The 16720-nt window shown below is 44.4% G+C and carries 17 protein-coding genes; all 17 read right to left on the reverse strand.

Annotation, left to right across the window (positions count from 1 at the left end):
• Nucleotide 1 precedes the first annotated feature (1 nt).
• The 17 genes from L7D49_RS15130 to L7D49_RS15210 all read right to left on the reverse strand — a co-directional run bounded on the left by L7D49_RS15130 (nt 2) and on the right by L7D49_RS15210 (nt 16708).
• The gene (locus L7D49_RS15130; protein ID WP_272493178.1) at nt 2–1018 is read right to left on the reverse strand and encodes a rod shape-determining protein; all 1017 of its coding nucleotides are present in this window, start codon (nt 1016–1018) and stop codon (nt 2–4) included.
• A gap of 90 nt (nt 1019–1108) precedes the next feature.
• Entirely contained in the window at nt 1109–1783 is a 675-nt protein-coding gene (gene radC, locus L7D49_RS15135) for a RadC family protein (RefSeq protein ID WP_238082800.1), read from the reverse strand.
• Nucleotides 1784–1805: 22 nt separating this feature from the next.
• Nucleotides 1806–2408 carry a Maf family protein gene (locus tag L7D49_RS15140; protein ID WP_238082293.1) on the reverse strand — a complete coding sequence of 201 codons (603 nt, stop codon included), beginning with the start codon at nt 2406–2408 and terminating at the stop codon, nt 1806–1808.
• A gap of 96 nt (nt 2409–2504) precedes the next feature.
• Nucleotides 2505–3170, reverse strand: a complete 666-nt coding sequence (locus L7D49_RS15145; RefSeq protein WP_238082295.1) for a hypothetical protein — start codon at nt 3168–3170, stop codon at nt 2505–2507.
• Nucleotides 3171–3259: 89 nt separating this feature from the next.
• Complete coding sequence (locus tag L7D49_RS15150) at nt 3260–4015, reverse strand: prepilin peptidase (protein ID WP_238082297.1); 756 nt, start codon at nt 4013–4015, stop codon at nt 3260–3262.
• Nucleotides 4012–4701 carry a pilus assembly protein PilO gene (locus L7D49_RS15155; protein WP_238082299.1) on the reverse strand — a complete coding sequence of 230 codons (690 nt, stop codon included), beginning with the start codon at nt 4699–4701 and terminating at the stop codon, nt 4012–4014. Before L7D49_RS15155 ends, L7D49_RS15150 begins: the two co-directional genes overlap by 4 nt.
• Nucleotides 4694–5326, reverse strand: coding sequence for a PilN domain-containing protein (locus tag L7D49_RS15160; RefSeq protein WP_238082301.1), 633 nt, complete (start codon nt 5324–5326; stop codon nt 4694–4696). The genes L7D49_RS15155 and L7D49_RS15160 overlap by 8 nt, the downstream gene beginning before the upstream one ends.
• Nucleotides 5326–6282 (reverse strand): type IV pilus biogenesis protein PilM, encoded by a 957-nt coding sequence (pilM, locus tag L7D49_RS15165; RefSeq protein ID WP_238082303.1) that lies wholly within the window; start codon nt 6280–6282, stop codon nt 5326–5328. The genes L7D49_RS15160 and pilM overlap by 1 nt, the downstream gene beginning before the upstream one ends.
• A 374-nt stretch (nt 6283–6656) precedes the next feature.
• On the reverse strand, nt 6657–7073 hold the full coding sequence (locus L7D49_RS15170; RefSeq protein ID WP_238082305.1) for a type IV pilin protein: 417 nt from the start codon (nt 7071–7073) through the stop codon (nt 6657–6659).
• Between the two features lie 107 nt (nt 7074–7180).
• Nucleotides 7181–8392, reverse strand: coding sequence for a type II secretion system F family protein (locus L7D49_RS15175; protein ID WP_238082306.1), 1212 nt, complete (start codon nt 8390–8392; stop codon nt 7181–7183).
• On the reverse strand, nt 8392–9432 hold the full coding sequence (locus tag L7D49_RS15180) for a type IV pilus twitching motility protein PilT (protein WP_238082308.1): 1041 nt from the start codon (nt 9430–9432) through the stop codon (nt 8392–8394). The genes L7D49_RS15175 and L7D49_RS15180 overlap by 1 nt, the downstream gene beginning before the upstream one ends.
• Nucleotides 9433–9443: 11 nt before the next feature.
• The gene (locus L7D49_RS15185) at nt 9444–11102 is read right to left on the reverse strand and encodes a GspE/PulE family protein (protein ID WP_238082310.1); all 1659 of its coding nucleotides are present in this window, start codon (nt 11100–11102) and stop codon (nt 9444–9446) included.
• A 17-nt stretch (nt 11103–11119) separates the two neighbouring features.
• On the reverse strand, nt 11120–12505 hold the full coding sequence (locus L7D49_RS15190) for a VanW family protein (RefSeq protein ID WP_238082312.1): 1386 nt from the start codon (nt 12503–12505) through the stop codon (nt 11120–11122).
• 21 nt (nt 12506–12526) lie between these two features.
• A complete protein-coding gene (locus L7D49_RS15195; protein ID WP_238082313.1) occupies nt 12527–13879 on the reverse strand; it encodes a hypothetical protein in 1353 nt (450 codons plus the stop codon).
• Between the two features lie 11 nt (nt 13880–13890).
• The gene (locus tag L7D49_RS15200; protein WP_238082315.1) at nt 13891–14412 is read right to left on the reverse strand and encodes a prepilin-type N-terminal cleavage/methylation domain-containing protein; all 522 of its coding nucleotides are present in this window, start codon (nt 14410–14412) and stop codon (nt 13891–13893) included.
• Nucleotides 14384–14800 (reverse strand): type IV pilus modification PilV family protein, encoded by a 417-nt coding sequence (locus L7D49_RS15205; protein ID WP_238082317.1) that lies wholly within the window; start codon nt 14798–14800, stop codon nt 14384–14386. Before L7D49_RS15205 ends, L7D49_RS15200 begins: the two co-directional genes overlap by 29 nt.
• Before the next feature lie 183 nt (nt 14801–14983).
• Nucleotides 14984–16708 (reverse strand): sensor domain-containing diguanylate cyclase, encoded by a 1725-nt coding sequence (locus tag L7D49_RS15210; protein ID WP_238082319.1) that lies wholly within the window; start codon nt 16706–16708, stop codon nt 14984–14986.
• Between the last annotated feature and the right edge of the window lie 12 nt (nt 16709–16720).

A 16720-nucleotide genomic window follows, 5' to 3' on the forward strand; every position in this document is an offset into this window, starting at 1 on the left:
CTTATTTCGCTTGCATCTTTTTAATGACGTCGAAGTTATCGAGCGCCTTGCCCGTACCGATCGCAACGCAATCAAGCGGATCTTCCGCAATGAAAACAGGCATATTCGTCTCGTCCGAAATAACCTTGTCCAAGTTTTGCAGCAACGCACCGCCGCCAGTCAAGACAATTCCGCGTTCCATGACGTCCGCAGACAATTCAGGTGGAGTTGCTTCCAATGTCTTTTTGACGCCTTCAATAATTTGAGTAATGGATTCACGAAGCGCTTCTACAATCTCGTCTGATGTGACTTCGAGTGTTTTCGGCAAACCTGTCAATAAATCGCGGCCTCTGATTTCCATCTTATCCGCTTTATTCGTCACACGTGCCGATCCGATTTCGATTTTGATCGCTTCCGCAGTCCGTTCCCCAATTGTCAAATTGTACGTTTTGCGTATGTAACTGATGATGGCTCCATCCATGGAGTCACCGCCAACACGGATCGATTCACTCGTTACGATGCCGCCTAATGAAATAACAGCTACTTCTGTCGTACCGCCACCTATATCGACGACCATACTTCCTGTAGGTTCCCAAACTGGCAAATTTGCTCCGATTGCTGCCGCAAATGGCTCTTCAATCGTAAATGCATCTTTAGCACCAGCTTGTCTTGCCGCATCAATAACAGCACGCTGTTCGACAGATGTAATGCCATAAGGAACACAAACCATGACATTTGGCTTCTTCCATGCGCTTCCTGCCGCTTTTGTTGCTTCTTTCATGTAATGCTCGATCATCGCTGTCGTAATTTCAAAATCTGCGATAACCCCGTCTTTCATTGGACGTGTCGCCACGATAGAACCCGGTGTACGCCCGATCATGTTTTTCGCCGCGCTTCCAACTGCTACGATTTCATTTGTCACTGTATTTTTCGCTACGACGGAAGGCTCCCGAAGTACAATACCTTTACCTTTAATGAAAACTAATGTATTAGCTGTGCCAAGGTCAATCCCGACATCTCTTGAACCTAATCCAAACAAATCTGTTCTTCCTTTCTTCTCGACCGTTAAAAATGGTCTTCTTAAAATCATACAACACATTATAACGGATAGAAGAACAAATTCACAGTGTCACATATACCCTTTCTCTTTTAGGCTGATAAAACGATGGTCCCCAATGATGACATGATCTAGTAAATCAATGCCTACAATAGACCCTGCTTCGACTAATCGTTTTGTCACTTCGATGTCCTCCGGAGAAGGCGCAGGGTGGCCTGACGGGTGATTATGCGCGACAATGATCGAGGCGGCTGACCGCTTGACTGCTTCCCTAAAAATCTCCCTTGGATGCACAATCGAGGAGTTTAGGCTGCCAATAAATACCGTCTGTTTATGAAGCACTTCATTTTTTACATTTAAAAATAACACGACAAAATGTTCCTGCTGTAGCGTTGACATGTCCGTCATCAAATAAGCAGCCGCGTCTTCCGGAGAACGGATCGTATATCGTCCTTGCGTATGTTTCTGGTAAAGCCTTTTACCTATTTCAACAGCAGCTAAAATCTGTACGGCCTTTGCCTGCCCCACTCCTTTTACAGACATCATTTCCTCAATGGTGGCTTCTCTAAGATCTTGTATTTTATCAAAAGACGATAAAATTCGATTAGCAAGCATCAGCACCGATTCCTCTTTCGTCCCGGTCCGCAGCAAGATAGCAATTAGCTCCTGGTTCGATAGGCTGCTCGCCCCTTGCCGAATCAATCTTTCACGCGGCCTGTCCGAAATATGGACATCACGAATCATCATTTGCCCCCTCAGCTTCGTCAATTCAGGCGTCGCCTCCTTGCAGGGAAAGGATGTTCAGCTCTCGCATACGGCTGGCCAATTTGGCGATCGGCAATCCGACGACATTATAATAATCCCCCTCGATTTTATCGACCAACAAAGCGCCCGCCGTCTGGATGCCATATGCCCCTGCCTTGTCCATCGGATCTCCTGAATCAACATACCAGTCAATCAAATCATCATCCAAGTCCTTGAAAAACACCTTAGTTTCCTCGCAGAAAAGGCTACTTTGGCCCCCCTGCAAAATGGCTACCCCAGTATAGACCGAATGGGCTTTGCCAGAGAACTCCCGCATAAACCGTTTTGCTTCTTGCGCATCAAAAGGCTTATGATAGATCGCATCTTCAAAAACGACGATTGTATCAGCGCCGATGACTACAGCATCTTGCACCTTTTCTGCAACTGCTTCCGCTTTAGTCAGTGCCAGCGTCTTGACGAAGCCCTCGAAATCCATCCCTTGCAGCTCCAGGTCTTCCTCGACATCACTCGGCATCACTTCAAACGGAATGCCCGCCATCTCCAGTAATTCCTTTCGTCTTGGGGAAGAGGAAGCCAAGACAATTCGTTGTTCGCTATGAAATTCCATTCATAAAAACCTCCTTTTCCCTATCATACTTGAGAAAAGGTTCATTGAAAATTGTCCAGAAAACGCGATATCTTCATTTTTTGGCCCTAATTGGCTTCAAAATGAAATTTTCGCACACCCGTCTTTAATGGAATAATGAGATAATAAATACAGCCGAATGACTTGCAAATCGTTTGTAAACGCAGTCACGGCGGTAATTTGTTTTCCAAACTCAGCTCCAATTCCCCCACTAGGGTCACTGCTTGAAGAAGCAGCCAAATCTTTAATTTTGGCTACATCCGTTTCGGCCAAAATGTCCTTCAATTTACCTGCTCCTGATGCAGAACAAGCGCCTGCTTCTACTGTAAAAGGTTTTCGATACGTCTCTTGTGCAACATCCGCATCTATTTCCTGTTCGGTTAACCCGATCGCGCTCCAAACGAAATATTGATCTTGCGCTTTAACAACCGAAGCTTCGGAGAGATCTGGCCGTCCCGTAATAAAGGCAGAAGCGGATTGTTCTGTTGAAAAGACACCGTGCTGCTTGGCGTACAACTGCAGCGACGCACCTGGCTGCGGGCTATCCGCGTCCGCTGGTGCTTCAACAGCAGGCGGGCCCGAAGCAGGCACCTCCTTACCGACAGCGGCTGTTTTATCCTTCATTTTATCTCCTGTCCCGACCAAAATGAATCCGACAATGGCAACCGCTGCGACGCCGATCACGACACCATGCAGCACTGCCATCAGAACTGTTATCTTTGAATACTTCTTTCTGAAGTTCATGCCTGTCCACCCCGTTTTTAGTAACTGTACCAAACGGAATGTGAAAAAGAACAAGACGTATGTCGCCTTGCACTAAAAAACTTATCGACTTATTGAAATAAATTGCCGTACCAATCGACAAAAGCGGCTCCCCAAAAATAGGAAACGAGAGCAGCAAACGCAATGGACGGACCAAACGGCACAGGCGTTTTGCGCCCTTTCCCTGTTCTTTTCAAGTGGATGATGCCAGCGATGGATCCCACCAAGGAAGCGAGAAAGAGCGTAAGCAACGTATCGACTGTACCGATGGCGAACCCGATGGCAAGAAATAATTTAATATCCCCGCCGCCCATGCCGCCTTTCGACAAGACAGCAATCAGAAATAAAACCGCGAAACCAATTGCGCCTCCCAGCACGCTGTCCCACCAAGGATCAAGCGGGATGAAAAAACGCAGAACCAAAAACAACACAGCAGCCGGCAGGACCACTTTATCCGGGATAATCATATACGCAAAATCCGAAACGGTAATAATGACGAGCATGGAGGAAAGTAAAATCGCCACAATTAGCTCGGCGCTCCAGCCGAAATAATAGAAGGAGTATGCAAATAGAAGCCCTGTCACCAGCTCCATTGCCGGGTATATTGGGCTGATCCGGTTACCGCAAGTACGGCATTTGCCGCCCAACATGATATAAGAAAGAACTGGTATCAAGTCAAGAGCCTTCAACTGTCTGCCGCATGTACCACAATGAGAGGGCGGCGAGACAATTGACTCCTTTTTCGGGACACGCAAACCGACAACGTTAAAAAAGGAGCCGAAGACGAGCCCATACACGAAAAATAGCACAACGTATACAGCCGTCACTGATCGCTCTCCTCCTCATCCTGTCCGATCGAATTGAACGGAGTCGGATCGTCCTTGGCAGCAGGCTTCGGCGCATCGACTTTTGGCGCTTCATCCAAGAGAGCTGTCAGATCAGGACGATAAAATGCTCTGAAAGAAATGGCCAACTCAAGCGTACGAGGTTCTTCTGAAGTCGTCCGCAACTCCTCAGGAACAGTAAATTCCATTGAATCGACTACAAAAATCCTGTCCATTTCCTCGATCACGTCAATAAAGCGGTCAACTTGAGCGTAATTGCCCGCTTGGAGTTTGACTTCAACCAAAAGTGATTGGATGGAAGCCGTATCTTCAGATGGCGGATCCAGCACAAGCGGTTCACGGCTGAAGTTGACTTCCTCGACAACCGTCCCAGATTTCACTTCCGCTTCGCTAATTTGAAGCAGCACCTTGTCATCCAGGGGAAGAACAGGCACTTTCGCCTGCAGCGGCCGGGAACTTGAATAGCCAGCCGTTTCCACTTTCGCCTTTTGCTTCTCCAGCGCAATCAAAACATTCCGTTCATTGGAAACAGTGTTTGCTGCAAGTGCATTTGCTTCCTTCGCGGGCACATAAAGGCGGAAATAAGAGAACAGGGACAGCGACAGCAGGAAGACGGCGGATAGGATAACTAAAGCCATCTCCTTTTGCCGTTTAGACAAATTACTCATCCGCACCCTCCCCTTCCTGCTCTGTCTCCTGCCCCGTCTCCATCTCGGCCATTCGGCTATCTTCAAACTCAATCAAATAAGTCGCTTGATATCGTGGGATTTCAGACGACATCATAGGAGATCCATCAGCTGACTCCAAGTGTTCAGCAGACACCGATTCGATGGAAGCATCCACGATTGCCTCACTCGAAAGAAGGCGCGTGAGATAGTAGGACGCAGCTTGTTTATCGTCAAACTGGACAGTCACCTCTGCAAAATGAGGCTGTGTAAACGTAAACGTCACAAAAAAGCCCCGTTCCGGCAACAACGCCACCATGTCACGGAGAAGCGGCAACGTCTCATACCGTTGGCCTTCCAAAAAGTTCACCGACCGCTCCAAATCAGCAACAGCCGTTTTCGTTCCGCCTGCCTGTTGCGACGCTTCACCATCTTGAAGAGCAGCCTGATCCTGCTGGATGGCAATGATCTGCTGATCCAATTTTTCAGTATCAGCAGCAAGCCTCCCCGCCAGGACAAAGAAAACGACCCAAATAAGGAGGGACACGCCAAGCAGGCTGATCGCAAGGATCAAAAGTCTGGAGCGTTCCTTCTCTTTTTCAGGCAATAGATTAATATCAATCAGCATCACGTCACCTCTTTCAGCGCAAGGCCGACAGTCCGGTTAAAAGAAGGATCAAGCGCTTGACCATCCGGCAAACGAAGCGGTTCCCCGGCTAACACTTGCGCCTTGACGGAAAAACGGTCCCGTGCAAGAGCAAGAAGCTCATCCATCCCTTCAAAATCGCAATTGACAAGAAGATGCGTAATGGACGCAGCACCGTTCAGCATGTTGTATCGATAGAAGTTCATCAGTTTTTCAAGCTCCATGACAACAGACATCGGCGTGACAGTCGAAGAGGCAGCAGCGGCTATACCAGAAACCGTCAAATCTGCTGCCTGATCCAAATCGACCGGCCGCATGAACAACGGATAATGATCGTGGAAAATCGAAACAGTCAGCCGCCCGGCATGCAAATCAGCAAGCATGACATGCTCCGACCCGTCATACGCAAACAACCGGTGCGCCAGCCGATATAAAGCGAGCGGGCTAATATCACAAGCGACCGGATCCAGTTTCACGGCTTTCAGCACATCCTCATACCCGTTCAAAACACTTTCCTTGGACGCAATCAAAATCGCCTCATGCCCCTGCACAGCAGGCGTATACGGAACGACGTCAAACACCGGATCATCAAAAGGCAAATAAATCGTCGAACCAATTTCAATGAAGAAATGGCCCTTCAATTCATCCAGCTCCACATCATCCGGATAAGAAACTTTCCGGATCAACACATATGTATCAGGGGCCAAAAAACGGACATCCCGCTTCGCGATGCCCCAGTCTTTCAAAACCCCTTCCAGAAGAACGGTCAATGTCTCCGCATCGACAATCTTCCCATCGACAATCGTATTCGGCGGCAGCACAATCTCCTCAGCCGCTTCCACAACAAGCGGATCGAGCGACTTCAAACGGACATACCGCACCGCATCGTCCTCAATCGTAAGCGAAGCCGTCCGCGAACGGCGCGAAAAAATGGACATCCCGTCAACTCCTGGTGAAATTGATTTCTAATTTTTTATACATTTTAACAAACTAGCAGGGTAGAGAGAAACTGCTATGTTTCCATTGAATATAATAATGTGATTTAATTTCCATTAAAACAATTCTATCTGACTCAGTCTTCTAAACAACAAAAATATAGGGCTTCCTATCATCCCTTCAATTAAATCATTAAACTATATGAGTTGTCAGCAAATTGATAAATGTTTTAAGCATCTTTAAGAACTTCTGCTATTAGAATAGTTTTTTTATAAAAAACGTTTTTACTGATACTTACAATTAAATGTAGATAGGCTCTGCAGACACCTACAGAGCCTTCGTTTATTCTATTATCCCATATTGTTGTGGCAACATATTACTCAGAGACTGTATATCCATTTTTGTTAGATAACGATGTATTTGTTGCATCATTAAAAGTTATTGTTTTCCCACCTTTAATTTGAGCTGTTCCAGATATAGTATTCCCCTCATCCGATTTTGTTATTTCAATACCGTCTTGCAAAGTTCCTACGTCTTGCAAGAATTTATTATCTTTTAATTCTTCTAACGTAACAGAAGGTTCATCTTGATTTTCTACAAAATAAAGATTTGCTGCTGCAAGGGCATTTTGTGCGTCAGCAACAGCTGCATTTACTCTTGACTTTTCAATAATACTACCAATCGATGGCACCGCAATCGCCGCAATAATTCCCAAAATAACAATAACGGCTAATAATTCGACAAGCGTTAAACCCTTTTCGTTCTTCAGTCTTTTCTGCAATAACTTCTTCATGTAAATTCCTCCTCTAGTTCCAACCTTTTGTATAAGACAAGCATACCAAACTACCAGATGGAATGGAACTATAATCCTATATTTCTTTCTAACTGTTTATCTTTTCGTCATAAATTATCAATCTGTGTAAAAATGCTGAACATCGGGAGTAGTATAGATAGCACTATAGTACCAACTAAACCTGCAAGCAATACAATCATGATTGGTTCAATCAGTGCTTTCAGTCGATCAGTTGCCGCGTCGACTTCTTTTTCGTAAAAATCCGCCACTTTTGCCAGCATTGTGTCGAGAGAACCGGTTTGTTCTCCGATCGCAATCATATGAGGAATCAAAGGTGGAAACGCCCAGTGTCCGAGCATCGGCTCTGTGAGCGAGCCGCCCCGTTGCAGCGATTCCCTTGATTCCGAAACAACACGGGAAACGACTTCATTCTCAACAATCCGTTCCGTCATCGAGAGTGACTGCAAGATTGGAACGGAACTCGAAAACAGAGAACTAAGTGTTCGGGTCAATGTTGCGAGCGCAGATTTTTTGACGATATCGCCAAAAATCGGCATTCGAAGCAGCATCGTATCAAGCATAAATTTCCCATTCCGGTTCGATCTCATCATCATGATCGTCACAACAATTGCCGCCACAAATAAAAAGAATACGTACCAGTAATCGACCATGAAATCGCTCGCCTGTAAAACGAATTTTGTCAGCCACGGCAACTCTCCGCCTACACTGTCAAACAGGTCGACGAACATCGGTACAACAAATGTCAACAAGAAAATCACAACCCCAATTGCTACAATACCAACAACAATTGGATACGAAAGTGCTGATAACACCTTTTGCTTCAAACGATGCGCTTTCTCATAATGATCAGCGAGGCGGTCGAGGGAATCATCGACGGTCCCGGACATTTCACCTGCTTCGATCATGTTGATAACGAGCGGCTCAAACGCCTTTGGATGCTTGGCGAGAGCTGCAGATAATGATCCGCCCCCTCTCAGGTCATCCCCTATCGCAATCAATATTTTTTGAAACTGTTTTCCTTCAACTTGAAGGGATAAAATGCGGATCGATTCTACAATCGTGACACCAGCCCGCAGTAATGTAGAAAATTGGCGCAGGAACATGATGAACTGCGTCCGTTTCACTGGCCTGCCAAGATGAATCTCTTTCGTCAACGCCGTCTCCGCAATCTCCTGCAAGTTCTTAACCCTTATTCCCTGGCTTTTGAGCTTTAATGCAGCTTCCCGTTTGTTTCCCGCTGTAATAACCCCTGTCCGAATCGACCTTGCGTCACGACCTTCATATTTAAAACGAGCCATTACGATTCATCACCTTCGACGTACGGCATCGCCATGTCATAAGCAATGACACCTTGATCGAGCAGCTGCCTGACGGAAGAAGACATCATATGCATGCCCATCGAACGGTTCGTTTGGATAACGTTCGGGATTTGATGGACTTTTTCGGATCGAATCAGGTTAGCGATAGCGGGATTGTTAATCATTAGTTCCGTTGCTGCCCTTCTTCCTGATTTATCAACTGTCGGAAACAAACGCTGCGATAAAACTGCCGTCAATACACCGGCTAGCTGAACACGAATTTGCGCCTGCTGGCCATGCGGAAACACATCAATGATCCGATCAATCGTGGAAGCAGCACTCCATGTATGAAGTGTTGCAAGGACAAGATGCCCAGTTTCTGCCGCGGTTATAGCCGTTGAAATCGTCTCGAGATCCCGCATCTCACCGACTAGGATGACGTCCGGGTCTTGCCGCAATGATGCCCGGAGGCCGGCAGCAAACGAATTGGTATCGAAGCCAACTTCACGCTGGTCGATAATCGATGATCCATGCGCATGCACATACTCAATTGGATCTTCCAGCGTAATAATATGTTTGCGCATCGTTTCATTAATATAGCGAAGCATCGCGGCGAGCGTGGTCGACTTACCCGAACCAGTCGGTCCCGTAACAAGAATGAGGCCTTGCGGCGTGCCGGCGAGTGACTTGAGCACGCCCGGCAATTGCAGCTCCTCAATTGTCGGGATTTTCGTCGGTATGGTCCTGAAGGCGATTGACACCGATCCACGCTGCTGAAATGCATTGACACGAAACCGAGAAACACCAGGCACTTCATACGAATAGTCGATTTGACCGCTCGTTTCGAATGTTTCAAACAGTTTGCCGGGAATCGTCTTTTTGGCGACAAGTTCAGTAAACGCACTATCCAGCTCATCTGTCCCATACCGTTTTAAATCGCCGTGTATTCTGAACACAGGCGGCATCCCGACGGTCAAATGAATATCGGACGCTTTCAATTCAAAGGCTTTTGCCAATAAATCATCAATTATCTCTTTCATACTCGATACTCCTATTCAATCAAAGCGACACGCAATACTTCTTCAGTCGTCGTGATGCCTTGCTGTACTTTATCCAGGCCATCGTCAATTAAGAATACAGTGCCGCTTTGAATAGCGATTTCACGAAGCTTGGATGGTGTTCCGCCGTTATTAATTACTTCGCGCATTTCATCTGTCAGGACAAGCACTTCATGAATGGCAATCCGGCCACGGTATCCAGTCATATTGCAGGACGCACAGCCAGGACCCCGTACAATCGTTTCAATAGACTTACCGCGTTTTGCGAAAATCTCCTTTTCCCGATTGGATACAGGCATCGGCGCTCCGCAATCCCGGCAAACACGACGAATGAGCCGCTGAGCAACAATCGCATTGACAGACGACGTAACGAGGAAAGGTTCGACGCCCATATCGAGCAGCCGTGTCACCGACGCAATCGAATCGTTCGTATGAATGGTGCTAAGAACAAGATGCCCCGTGAGTGATGCACGAATAGCAATTTCCACTGTCTCACGGTCCCGAATTTCACCGACCATGACAATATCGGGATCTTGCCTGAGGATCGACCGAAGTCCGGCTGCGAAAGTCAGTCCGACCTGCGGATTCACCTGAATTTGGTTGATTCCTTCAAGCTGATACTCCACGGGGTCTTCCACCGTAATAAGATTTACTTCTTCTTGATTTAAACGATTGAGTGCCGCATATAAAGTGGATGATTTCCCCGAGCCCGTCGGACCAGAAATCAAGACAATGCCATTCGGTCGCTCAATTTGTTGTAAAAAACGTTTCAAATTTGTTTCGCTGAATCCCAGTTTAGATAAATCATTTAAGGAGCTGCTTAAATCCAATATACGCATAACAATCTTTTCCCCAAATACAGTAGGAAGTGTCGACACACGCAAATCGATCGGCCGGAAGTCGATATTTACCTTAATCCGTCCATCCTGCGGAACCCGTTGTTCCGTAATATCGAGCCGGGACATGATTTTAATCCGCGCTGTGAGCATCGCTTGCATATGCTTTGGCAAATAGCGCTCCGTATGAAGCAACCCATCAATTCGGAAACGGATCGCCACTTGATGTTCCTGCGGATCGATATGGATATCGCTCGCCTTTTGGGTGATCGCAGAAGATAGCAATTGATTCACAAGCCGTACAATCGGAGAGTCTAGGTCGGTCAATTCATCCTGCTGATCACGCGTATCCTCAGGCTGATCAATTAAAAAATCCTCTAGCAAATCATCCTCGTAATATTTGGTGATTGTACGCAAAATATCGTCTTTCGATGCGATTGCCGGTTCAATATGGAATCCCGTGGAAAGGCGCAAGTCATCTATAGACAAGTAATCCATTGGATCAGCCATTGCCACAAACAGCTTGTCCCCTTCCGCCTTTAATGGAACGATTAAATTCCGTTTGGAAAACTCTTTCGGGACGATATTAAACAGCTTAGGATCGAACGGGTACCGGAACAAGTTGATGTGCGGGATCCCTAATTGAAACTCCAAAACTTCTATTAATTGCTGCTCGGTAATATAGCCGCGCTGCAGTAATGAATCCCCTAATTTCTGATCACGGGGCTTCTCCGCTAACGCTGTCTGTAGCTGTTCTTCTGTAATCAGGCCGGATTCCACAAGTAAGTCCCCTAGCCGTTTTCGAGTTGTCGCCATACTTCGTCTCCTCTCGATCACTTGTTGACCGGCATGCCGCCTTTGTCATAAATGATGCCTTCCTGACTCTCCGACTGTTGTCCATCCGACCCAGTGGAAGGAGTTTCGGTGCTTGTTTGCCCTGAAGTCACTTCTTCCTGACTACCTTCCGTTTGTGTTGGTGTCGAAGGTGAATCAGAAGTCACTTCATTGCCACCTGGCACTGTTACTGTCTCGGAGTCCGTTGTATCTGGTTTACTCGCAGCCTCTTTCTCATATACGAGAGGATGCAATTCAACACGAGGAACCGGAGCATAAAAATCCTTTGACACCGGTTCCATCTCCACTAAAACACCTTCTTGTTTCAGCGCTCTCTGAACAATTGCCTCGAGTCCATCCGTACCTGTTTCCTTCTCAACAACCTGACCTGTTTGGATAAAAGCACTGAATTGCTTAATGATCCGCGGCTTGTAGGTATCCACCCGTTCGACATAAGATTCGTACTGGTAAACAAACGGCAACCCTTCGATTGAAAATCGCAGTTCATTTGCGTTCACTTCCGTACGCAAAACAAAATCTGCTTTATTGGGATTCCGAAACGAAAATCCGATACCTAGCCGGCGATTCACAGCCGCTTCAAATCCAACTTCAATGGAAGGAGGTAGCGACGAACTAATGGCCCGTTCCTCAATCGCAAAATTCGTTTGCAAAACCGCTTGATACAAGGTCGATGCAAGAATCGTCAGCTCTTCGTCAGATAACGGGGCAACCGCTGCTTCCCCAAGCTCATCCATCAAATCAAAAACTTGATGCCCTTTAATCTCCACCCCATCCAGGCTCCGTATCGCTTCAACGAGTACAGGAGAAAGATGATCTATCGAATAACTAGCCGACGCCACAATCGTCTGCTTCCGGTCAGCCTTTGTCATATAATCCGTTATGTACACGACATGCGGAAAAATGGCACTCTGCATTTCTTCCGCAATTCCCTCTGCAATTATTTCAATTGATTCTTTCGAAAATGAAATAGATCCGAATTGTTGCTCCAAAACAGTCTCTAATCCATCTGCTGAGACAATCGAGTACAAGGGGTTTTCCTCCCCAGGCTGCGCTTCTACTACAGATTTCTCTACATTAAAGGCTACGATTTCCTTTGGCACTTGAGCAGTTTCGTCTAAATAGACGATTGACAGCTCCATTTCATCGTGAAGTGCTGTAACATCACTTGCCAACTGGGCTTTCGCTTCACTTGTTGTCAAACCTGAAATATCATAGTTACCTATAATGGTATGCGGCGGATAATGCTTATTAAAAAACGAAGTTGCACTTGTTATGCCGGCTCCAATTATTGAACTAAATACAATAATGAGAACTATAATTGTGACTATAATGGATAACCTCTTATTTTTTATTAAGATATTCAATTATTAATCCCACCTTGTAATTCAATCATAATTCACGTCTAAAATTGGTCTCTCCCAGTCCCCTAATTGGGAACTTTTTTGGCCTGTGCATTTGCTGTATAATACTTCTGGATTCTTATTAAATTCGTTTTCATCTATTGAATGCAAGTTTATACTGCCAGAAGCTTTCCCTTTAGATTTTCCACTAACATAATATACATGATTAGATGAGTCGCCCTCTAAATTACTTAAATTAATATTATCTCCCACACATAATTTCGATCCGTTGTTCAATTTGGCGCCGGAAGGAATCACCAAATCGCCTTTAACAATTATTGTAGAACCCGATATTTCCCCTCTACTACCTTGTCCGACCAAGTTCCCTTTTATAGCCATAAATGACTTTGTAAATTGTAGAGATTTATTATAATTGAAATTACCCCTTATCCAGTATTCACTTTGGGAGGTTTCAAAATGATCAGCTTCAAAATTTCCTTGAGTCTTAACAATTGAATTATTTATACCTTGACCGTTTACATTCTTTAGCTTGACTCCACCATTAATATAAAGCTCAACATGGTCGATCTTTTTAAAATTGCTATCCCCTAAAATATTTCCTTGAACATACACTTTGGAATAAGTTATTTTCCCCATATTCCCAGAATTACCTTCATCAATATTTTGCGGTACGTAGACAGTAGCACCATTTACCTTGTTAAGATCTTTTAGACTGTTAGTTTTGCAAACATCCCCACTATCCACTTTCTTACCACAAGATTTGCTTGGTTCTTTAATGAAAGGAATTTGGGAATCCCTTTCAAACTCTCTCCAGCTGCTCAGAAGTCCAGAATTATTATCATTATTTGATGATGGTATTTCCAAAAAATCAGGAACGATAAAAACCAGTTTCATAGAAAGTGTTTTGGGAACTGCTTTATTACTACTAACCTTCCCTCGTATGTTAATGAAAAAATCATTCTCAACATAAGGTTCTCTTTCTAATTGTAAATTTTTAAAACTATCATTATCTTGCGGCTTATCAACAAGTCCTTTTAGTGAATTTGCAATTTCTTTTGCAGCCAGTCTTCTATTGTCCCGAGCAATAGCATTGATTTCTCCCTGTGATTTATTTTTACTTTCATTGATAAATTTTGTATAGTAAAAATCCCAAATTTCCTGTCTATTTCTTATAAAAGCATTTTCATATTTAGAACTAAAATATTCAACCCCCATTTCTGCAGCTATAACAGACAATTGTTGTTCGTCAACTATTTTTTCTTGTTTTGCATTACTTAATGACCCTCGAATAAAAACGGCTGTCAATGCCATAATAAATACTATTAAAAAGAGAACTATTAATAATGCATAGCCATTTTCATTCTGCTTTGTTCTCATTAAACTCACCCCTACTCTGCACGTTCATCAAATCGTGATATCGTGGTTTGGATTTCAATATTGAGGTTCTTTTTATCAGAATCAGTTATAGTCACTGTCAATATGTATGATGGATAATAAGTTCCATTTTCATCTTTTGATTGCTTATCTTTTGTATAAATTGGTCCACTAGGTCCCGCTAAATTAATATTGAAGTTAGGATTAGTATATATAGAAATTCTTTTATCACTTAAACAATCGATACTCATCCATGTACCATTTACTTGTTCTATTTTGTAACATACAGCATTTCTATGTATTCTCTGAATATCAGTAATTATATAGTTTGCTTCTTGCTGCATTTGCAGTTTCTTAGTTTCGGTCACATTATATTTCATACTAATGGCTATGGTGGTCCAGATGAGCAAGATAATAACGGACGATAAAAGTAGTGTTGCCAGCAGCTCTACTAACGTCATTCCATCCTGTTTTTTCAACACACCTTTCACCCCTTCCGCATCACGGTCATTCCCGTACATAACCAAATGTTTCACTTACCGGATTCTCTTCGTGCCCAGGTCTAAAAAATTTGATATGCACTTGATATAAGGCGACTTGACCAGCTGCCTCGCCTTCTTTTTTTAAATCAGGGTCCATTGTATATTCAATAGATAGTTGATATCCTTCTATACTATCTGGGATTACACATTTATCTTTAATCCCCTTACATTTAGTAGGAATTCCCATATCTTTTATTTCATCCAACTTACTCCGAGCCAAATTCATCGTCTCCAGCTTGCTACCCGTTTTCTCATTAAAATTCGTCATCTGCGGAAAAACCGTCATAAATCCAACGAAGACGATGCCTAAAATAACAAGGGAGGCCAGAATTTCCACTAGCGTCAAGCCCCGTTCATTGTTGTGTACCCGTAAACGCTTCATGGATATGGCCTCCCTTTGGTTTCTCTATTACTCTTTTTTTGTTGGCTGCTACGTAAGATTACAGTTTGTTTACATTCCTATCAATCTTGTTACTTACAGCATACAAAACTTATCAAAACTAATCAACTTTTCTCGAATGCTAGTAAAAAAGTTATAAAAAAAAGACCGGTTCCCCGGTCCCGTTTATACAACGGTATTGAACTGATTTTCTTCGTAGACGCCGACGCGGTTCCGGCCGGCCTGCTTTCCGCCGATGTAAAGGGCACGGTCGGCCTTGCGCAATAGGTCTTTTGCGTCGTTCGCATCGTTCGGGATGGAGGCGACACCTGCGCTGATTGTCATTTGGACTTGGATTGCTAGCCTGTCTGCCGTAAGATCCGGAATGATTCGGAAGTTCGTAGCCATGACTTCCATGCGAATCGATTCTGCAATTTTGTAGGCCTGTTGCTTATCGACATCCGGCAGTAGCACGACAAATTCCTCGCCTCCATAACGTGTGAGAGTCGCGCCTTCCGTCACATGGCTTTTGAGCAGTTCTGCAAACGCGCAAAGTAGATCATTTCCACTTTGATGGCCATAGGAATCATTAATTGATTTGAAATGGTCAATATCCAAAATGATGACGGACAACTGGCTGATGTCTTTCGTGTGATAGCGAATCATCTCCTCGTCCATCTTCCGTTCTAAGTATCTGAAATTATGAAGTCCGGTCAAGCCGCATCGTTCACTCTTTTCCACTGTCTTCTCAAAATACTTAGCTTTGTCGATAGAAGCTATCAAGTATCCGGCCAGCACACCTATCATTTTAGTATGCAGCTCCGTGAAGATGTAACGGCTGCTTGCGGTGAGAATTAAAAAGCCTTCTGTCTTCGATCCTCGAAGTATCGGGGTGGTCATAACAGATTGAATGACCGGTGCAAAATGATACTGTTCCAATTTGCTCATCATTTTTCGATTCGAATAAACGCAAGTCGCCTCTGTGTCCAGTCCGTTCCCTGCAATGAGCCATTCTGGACAAGTGAACTGCTCCGCTTTCTCCACAATTTGACCATCTTCCACTACCCGCAGCATGACCAGCTTATCTTGTCTTAAATCAATAATATACGCATTCTCATAGGGGATAACCGTTTTGAGCTTACTGATAAATGTGTCCATCACATCCTCCACCCGCAGATTTTTAGCCAGTTGGTGGCCGATCGCTGTGGCGGAGGTTAATACGTCATGCAACCCTTCCGATTGCACATAGCGCCTTGTAATCAGCAACACCAGAATGAAAGGAATGCCGATCAACAAAAATGATTTATTATCCAAAAGTTCTGTCAAGAAACATAATGTAATGGCGAAAGGAAGAAGTAGTATTGTAATGACATAGTCCTTCATTGCCGAATCCCAAAAATCGATTGCCTTATACTTTACAAATTTAAAATAAGCCAGTAGCAGTAAGTTATTCATGACGGAATACGTCGACGCATACAAAAATCCGAACAACGCCAGCCTGCCGACAGATGGTTCGCCCACCGTTCCGCCTACTGCGTAATATACTGCCGCACTTGTGAGTGAAACGATGGCAAAAATGACCGAGTTACCCGCGAATCTCATTATTTTAGATGTTGAGGAACGGTCCGAAAATAAGAGAAGAAAGACACCGAACTGGATAAAAAGAAATTCAACTGCTAATCCGTAGTGGAAAAACACATAAAATAATACCCACCGGTCTAAACTCAACGAAACACTGTTCAAACGAACCGGCAGCATCATAATGAGCGCATACACAACTAAATTAAACCCAATATCGAACCAATTTAACTTTTCAAGCGGGAAGTAATGGATGCTGACATACAATACAGACGGGAAAAGCAACAACCACAACGTTAATATGACTCTCTTTTGCATCGCAGAATATTGCATTCCCATCCTCCT

Source organism: Sporosarcina cyprini (assembly GCF_022048975.1).
GTDB classification, from domain to species: domain Bacteria; phylum Bacillota; class Bacilli; order Bacillales_A; family Planococcaceae; genus Sporosarcina; species Sporosarcina cyprini.

Bases quoted from the DNA above. Each gene is read 5' to 3' on its own strand.
- L7D49_RS15145 (WP_238082295.1), bottom strand. From the start codon at position 3,170: ATGAACTTCAGAAAGAAGTATTCAAAGATAACAGTTCTGATGGCAGTG.
- radC (WP_238082800.1), bottom strand. From the start codon at position 1,783: ATGATGATTCGTGATGTCCATATTTCGGACAGGCCGCGTGAAAGATTG.
- pilM (WP_238082303.1), bottom strand. From the start codon at position 6,282: ATGTCCATTTTTTCGCGCCGTTCGCGGACGGCTTCGCTTACGATTGAG.
- L7D49_RS15175 (WP_238082306.1), bottom strand. From the start codon at position 8,392: ATGGCTCGTTTTAAATATGAAGGTCGTGACGCAAGGTCGATTCGGACA.
- L7D49_RS15195 (WP_238082313.1), bottom strand. From the start codon at position 13,879: ATGAGAACAAAGCAGAATGAAAATGGCTATGCATTATTAATAGTTCTC.
- L7D49_RS15160 (WP_238082301.1), bottom strand. From the start codon at position 5,326: ATGCTGATTGATATTAATCTATTGCCTGAAAAAGAGAAGGAACGCTCC.
- L7D49_RS15205 (WP_238082317.1), bottom strand. From the start codon at position 14,800: ATGAAGCGTTTACGGGTACACAACAATGAACGGGGCTTGACGCTAGTG.
- L7D49_RS15155 (WP_238082299.1), bottom strand. From the start codon at position 4,701: ATGAGTAATTTGTCTAAACGGCAAAAGGAGATGGCTTTAGTTATCCTA.
- L7D49_RS15185 (WP_238082310.1), bottom strand. From the start codon at position 11,102: ATGGCGACAACTCGAAAACGGCTAGGGGACTTACTTGTGGAATCCGGC.
- L7D49_RS15170 (WP_238082305.1), bottom strand. From the start codon at position 7,073: ATGAAGAAGTTATTGCAGAAAAGACTGAAGAACGAAAAGGGTTTAACG.
- L7D49_RS15210 (WP_238082319.1), bottom strand. From the start codon at position 16,708: ATGCAATATTCTGCGATGCAAAAGAGAGTCATATTAACGTTGTGGTTG.
- L7D49_RS15180 (WP_238082308.1), bottom strand. From the start codon at position 9,432: ATGAAAGAGATAATTGATGATTTATTGGCAAAAGCCTTTGAATTGAAA.
- L7D49_RS15140 (WP_238082293.1), bottom strand. From the start codon at position 2,408: ATGGAATTTCATAGCGAACAACGAATTGTCTTGGCTTCCTCTTCCCCA.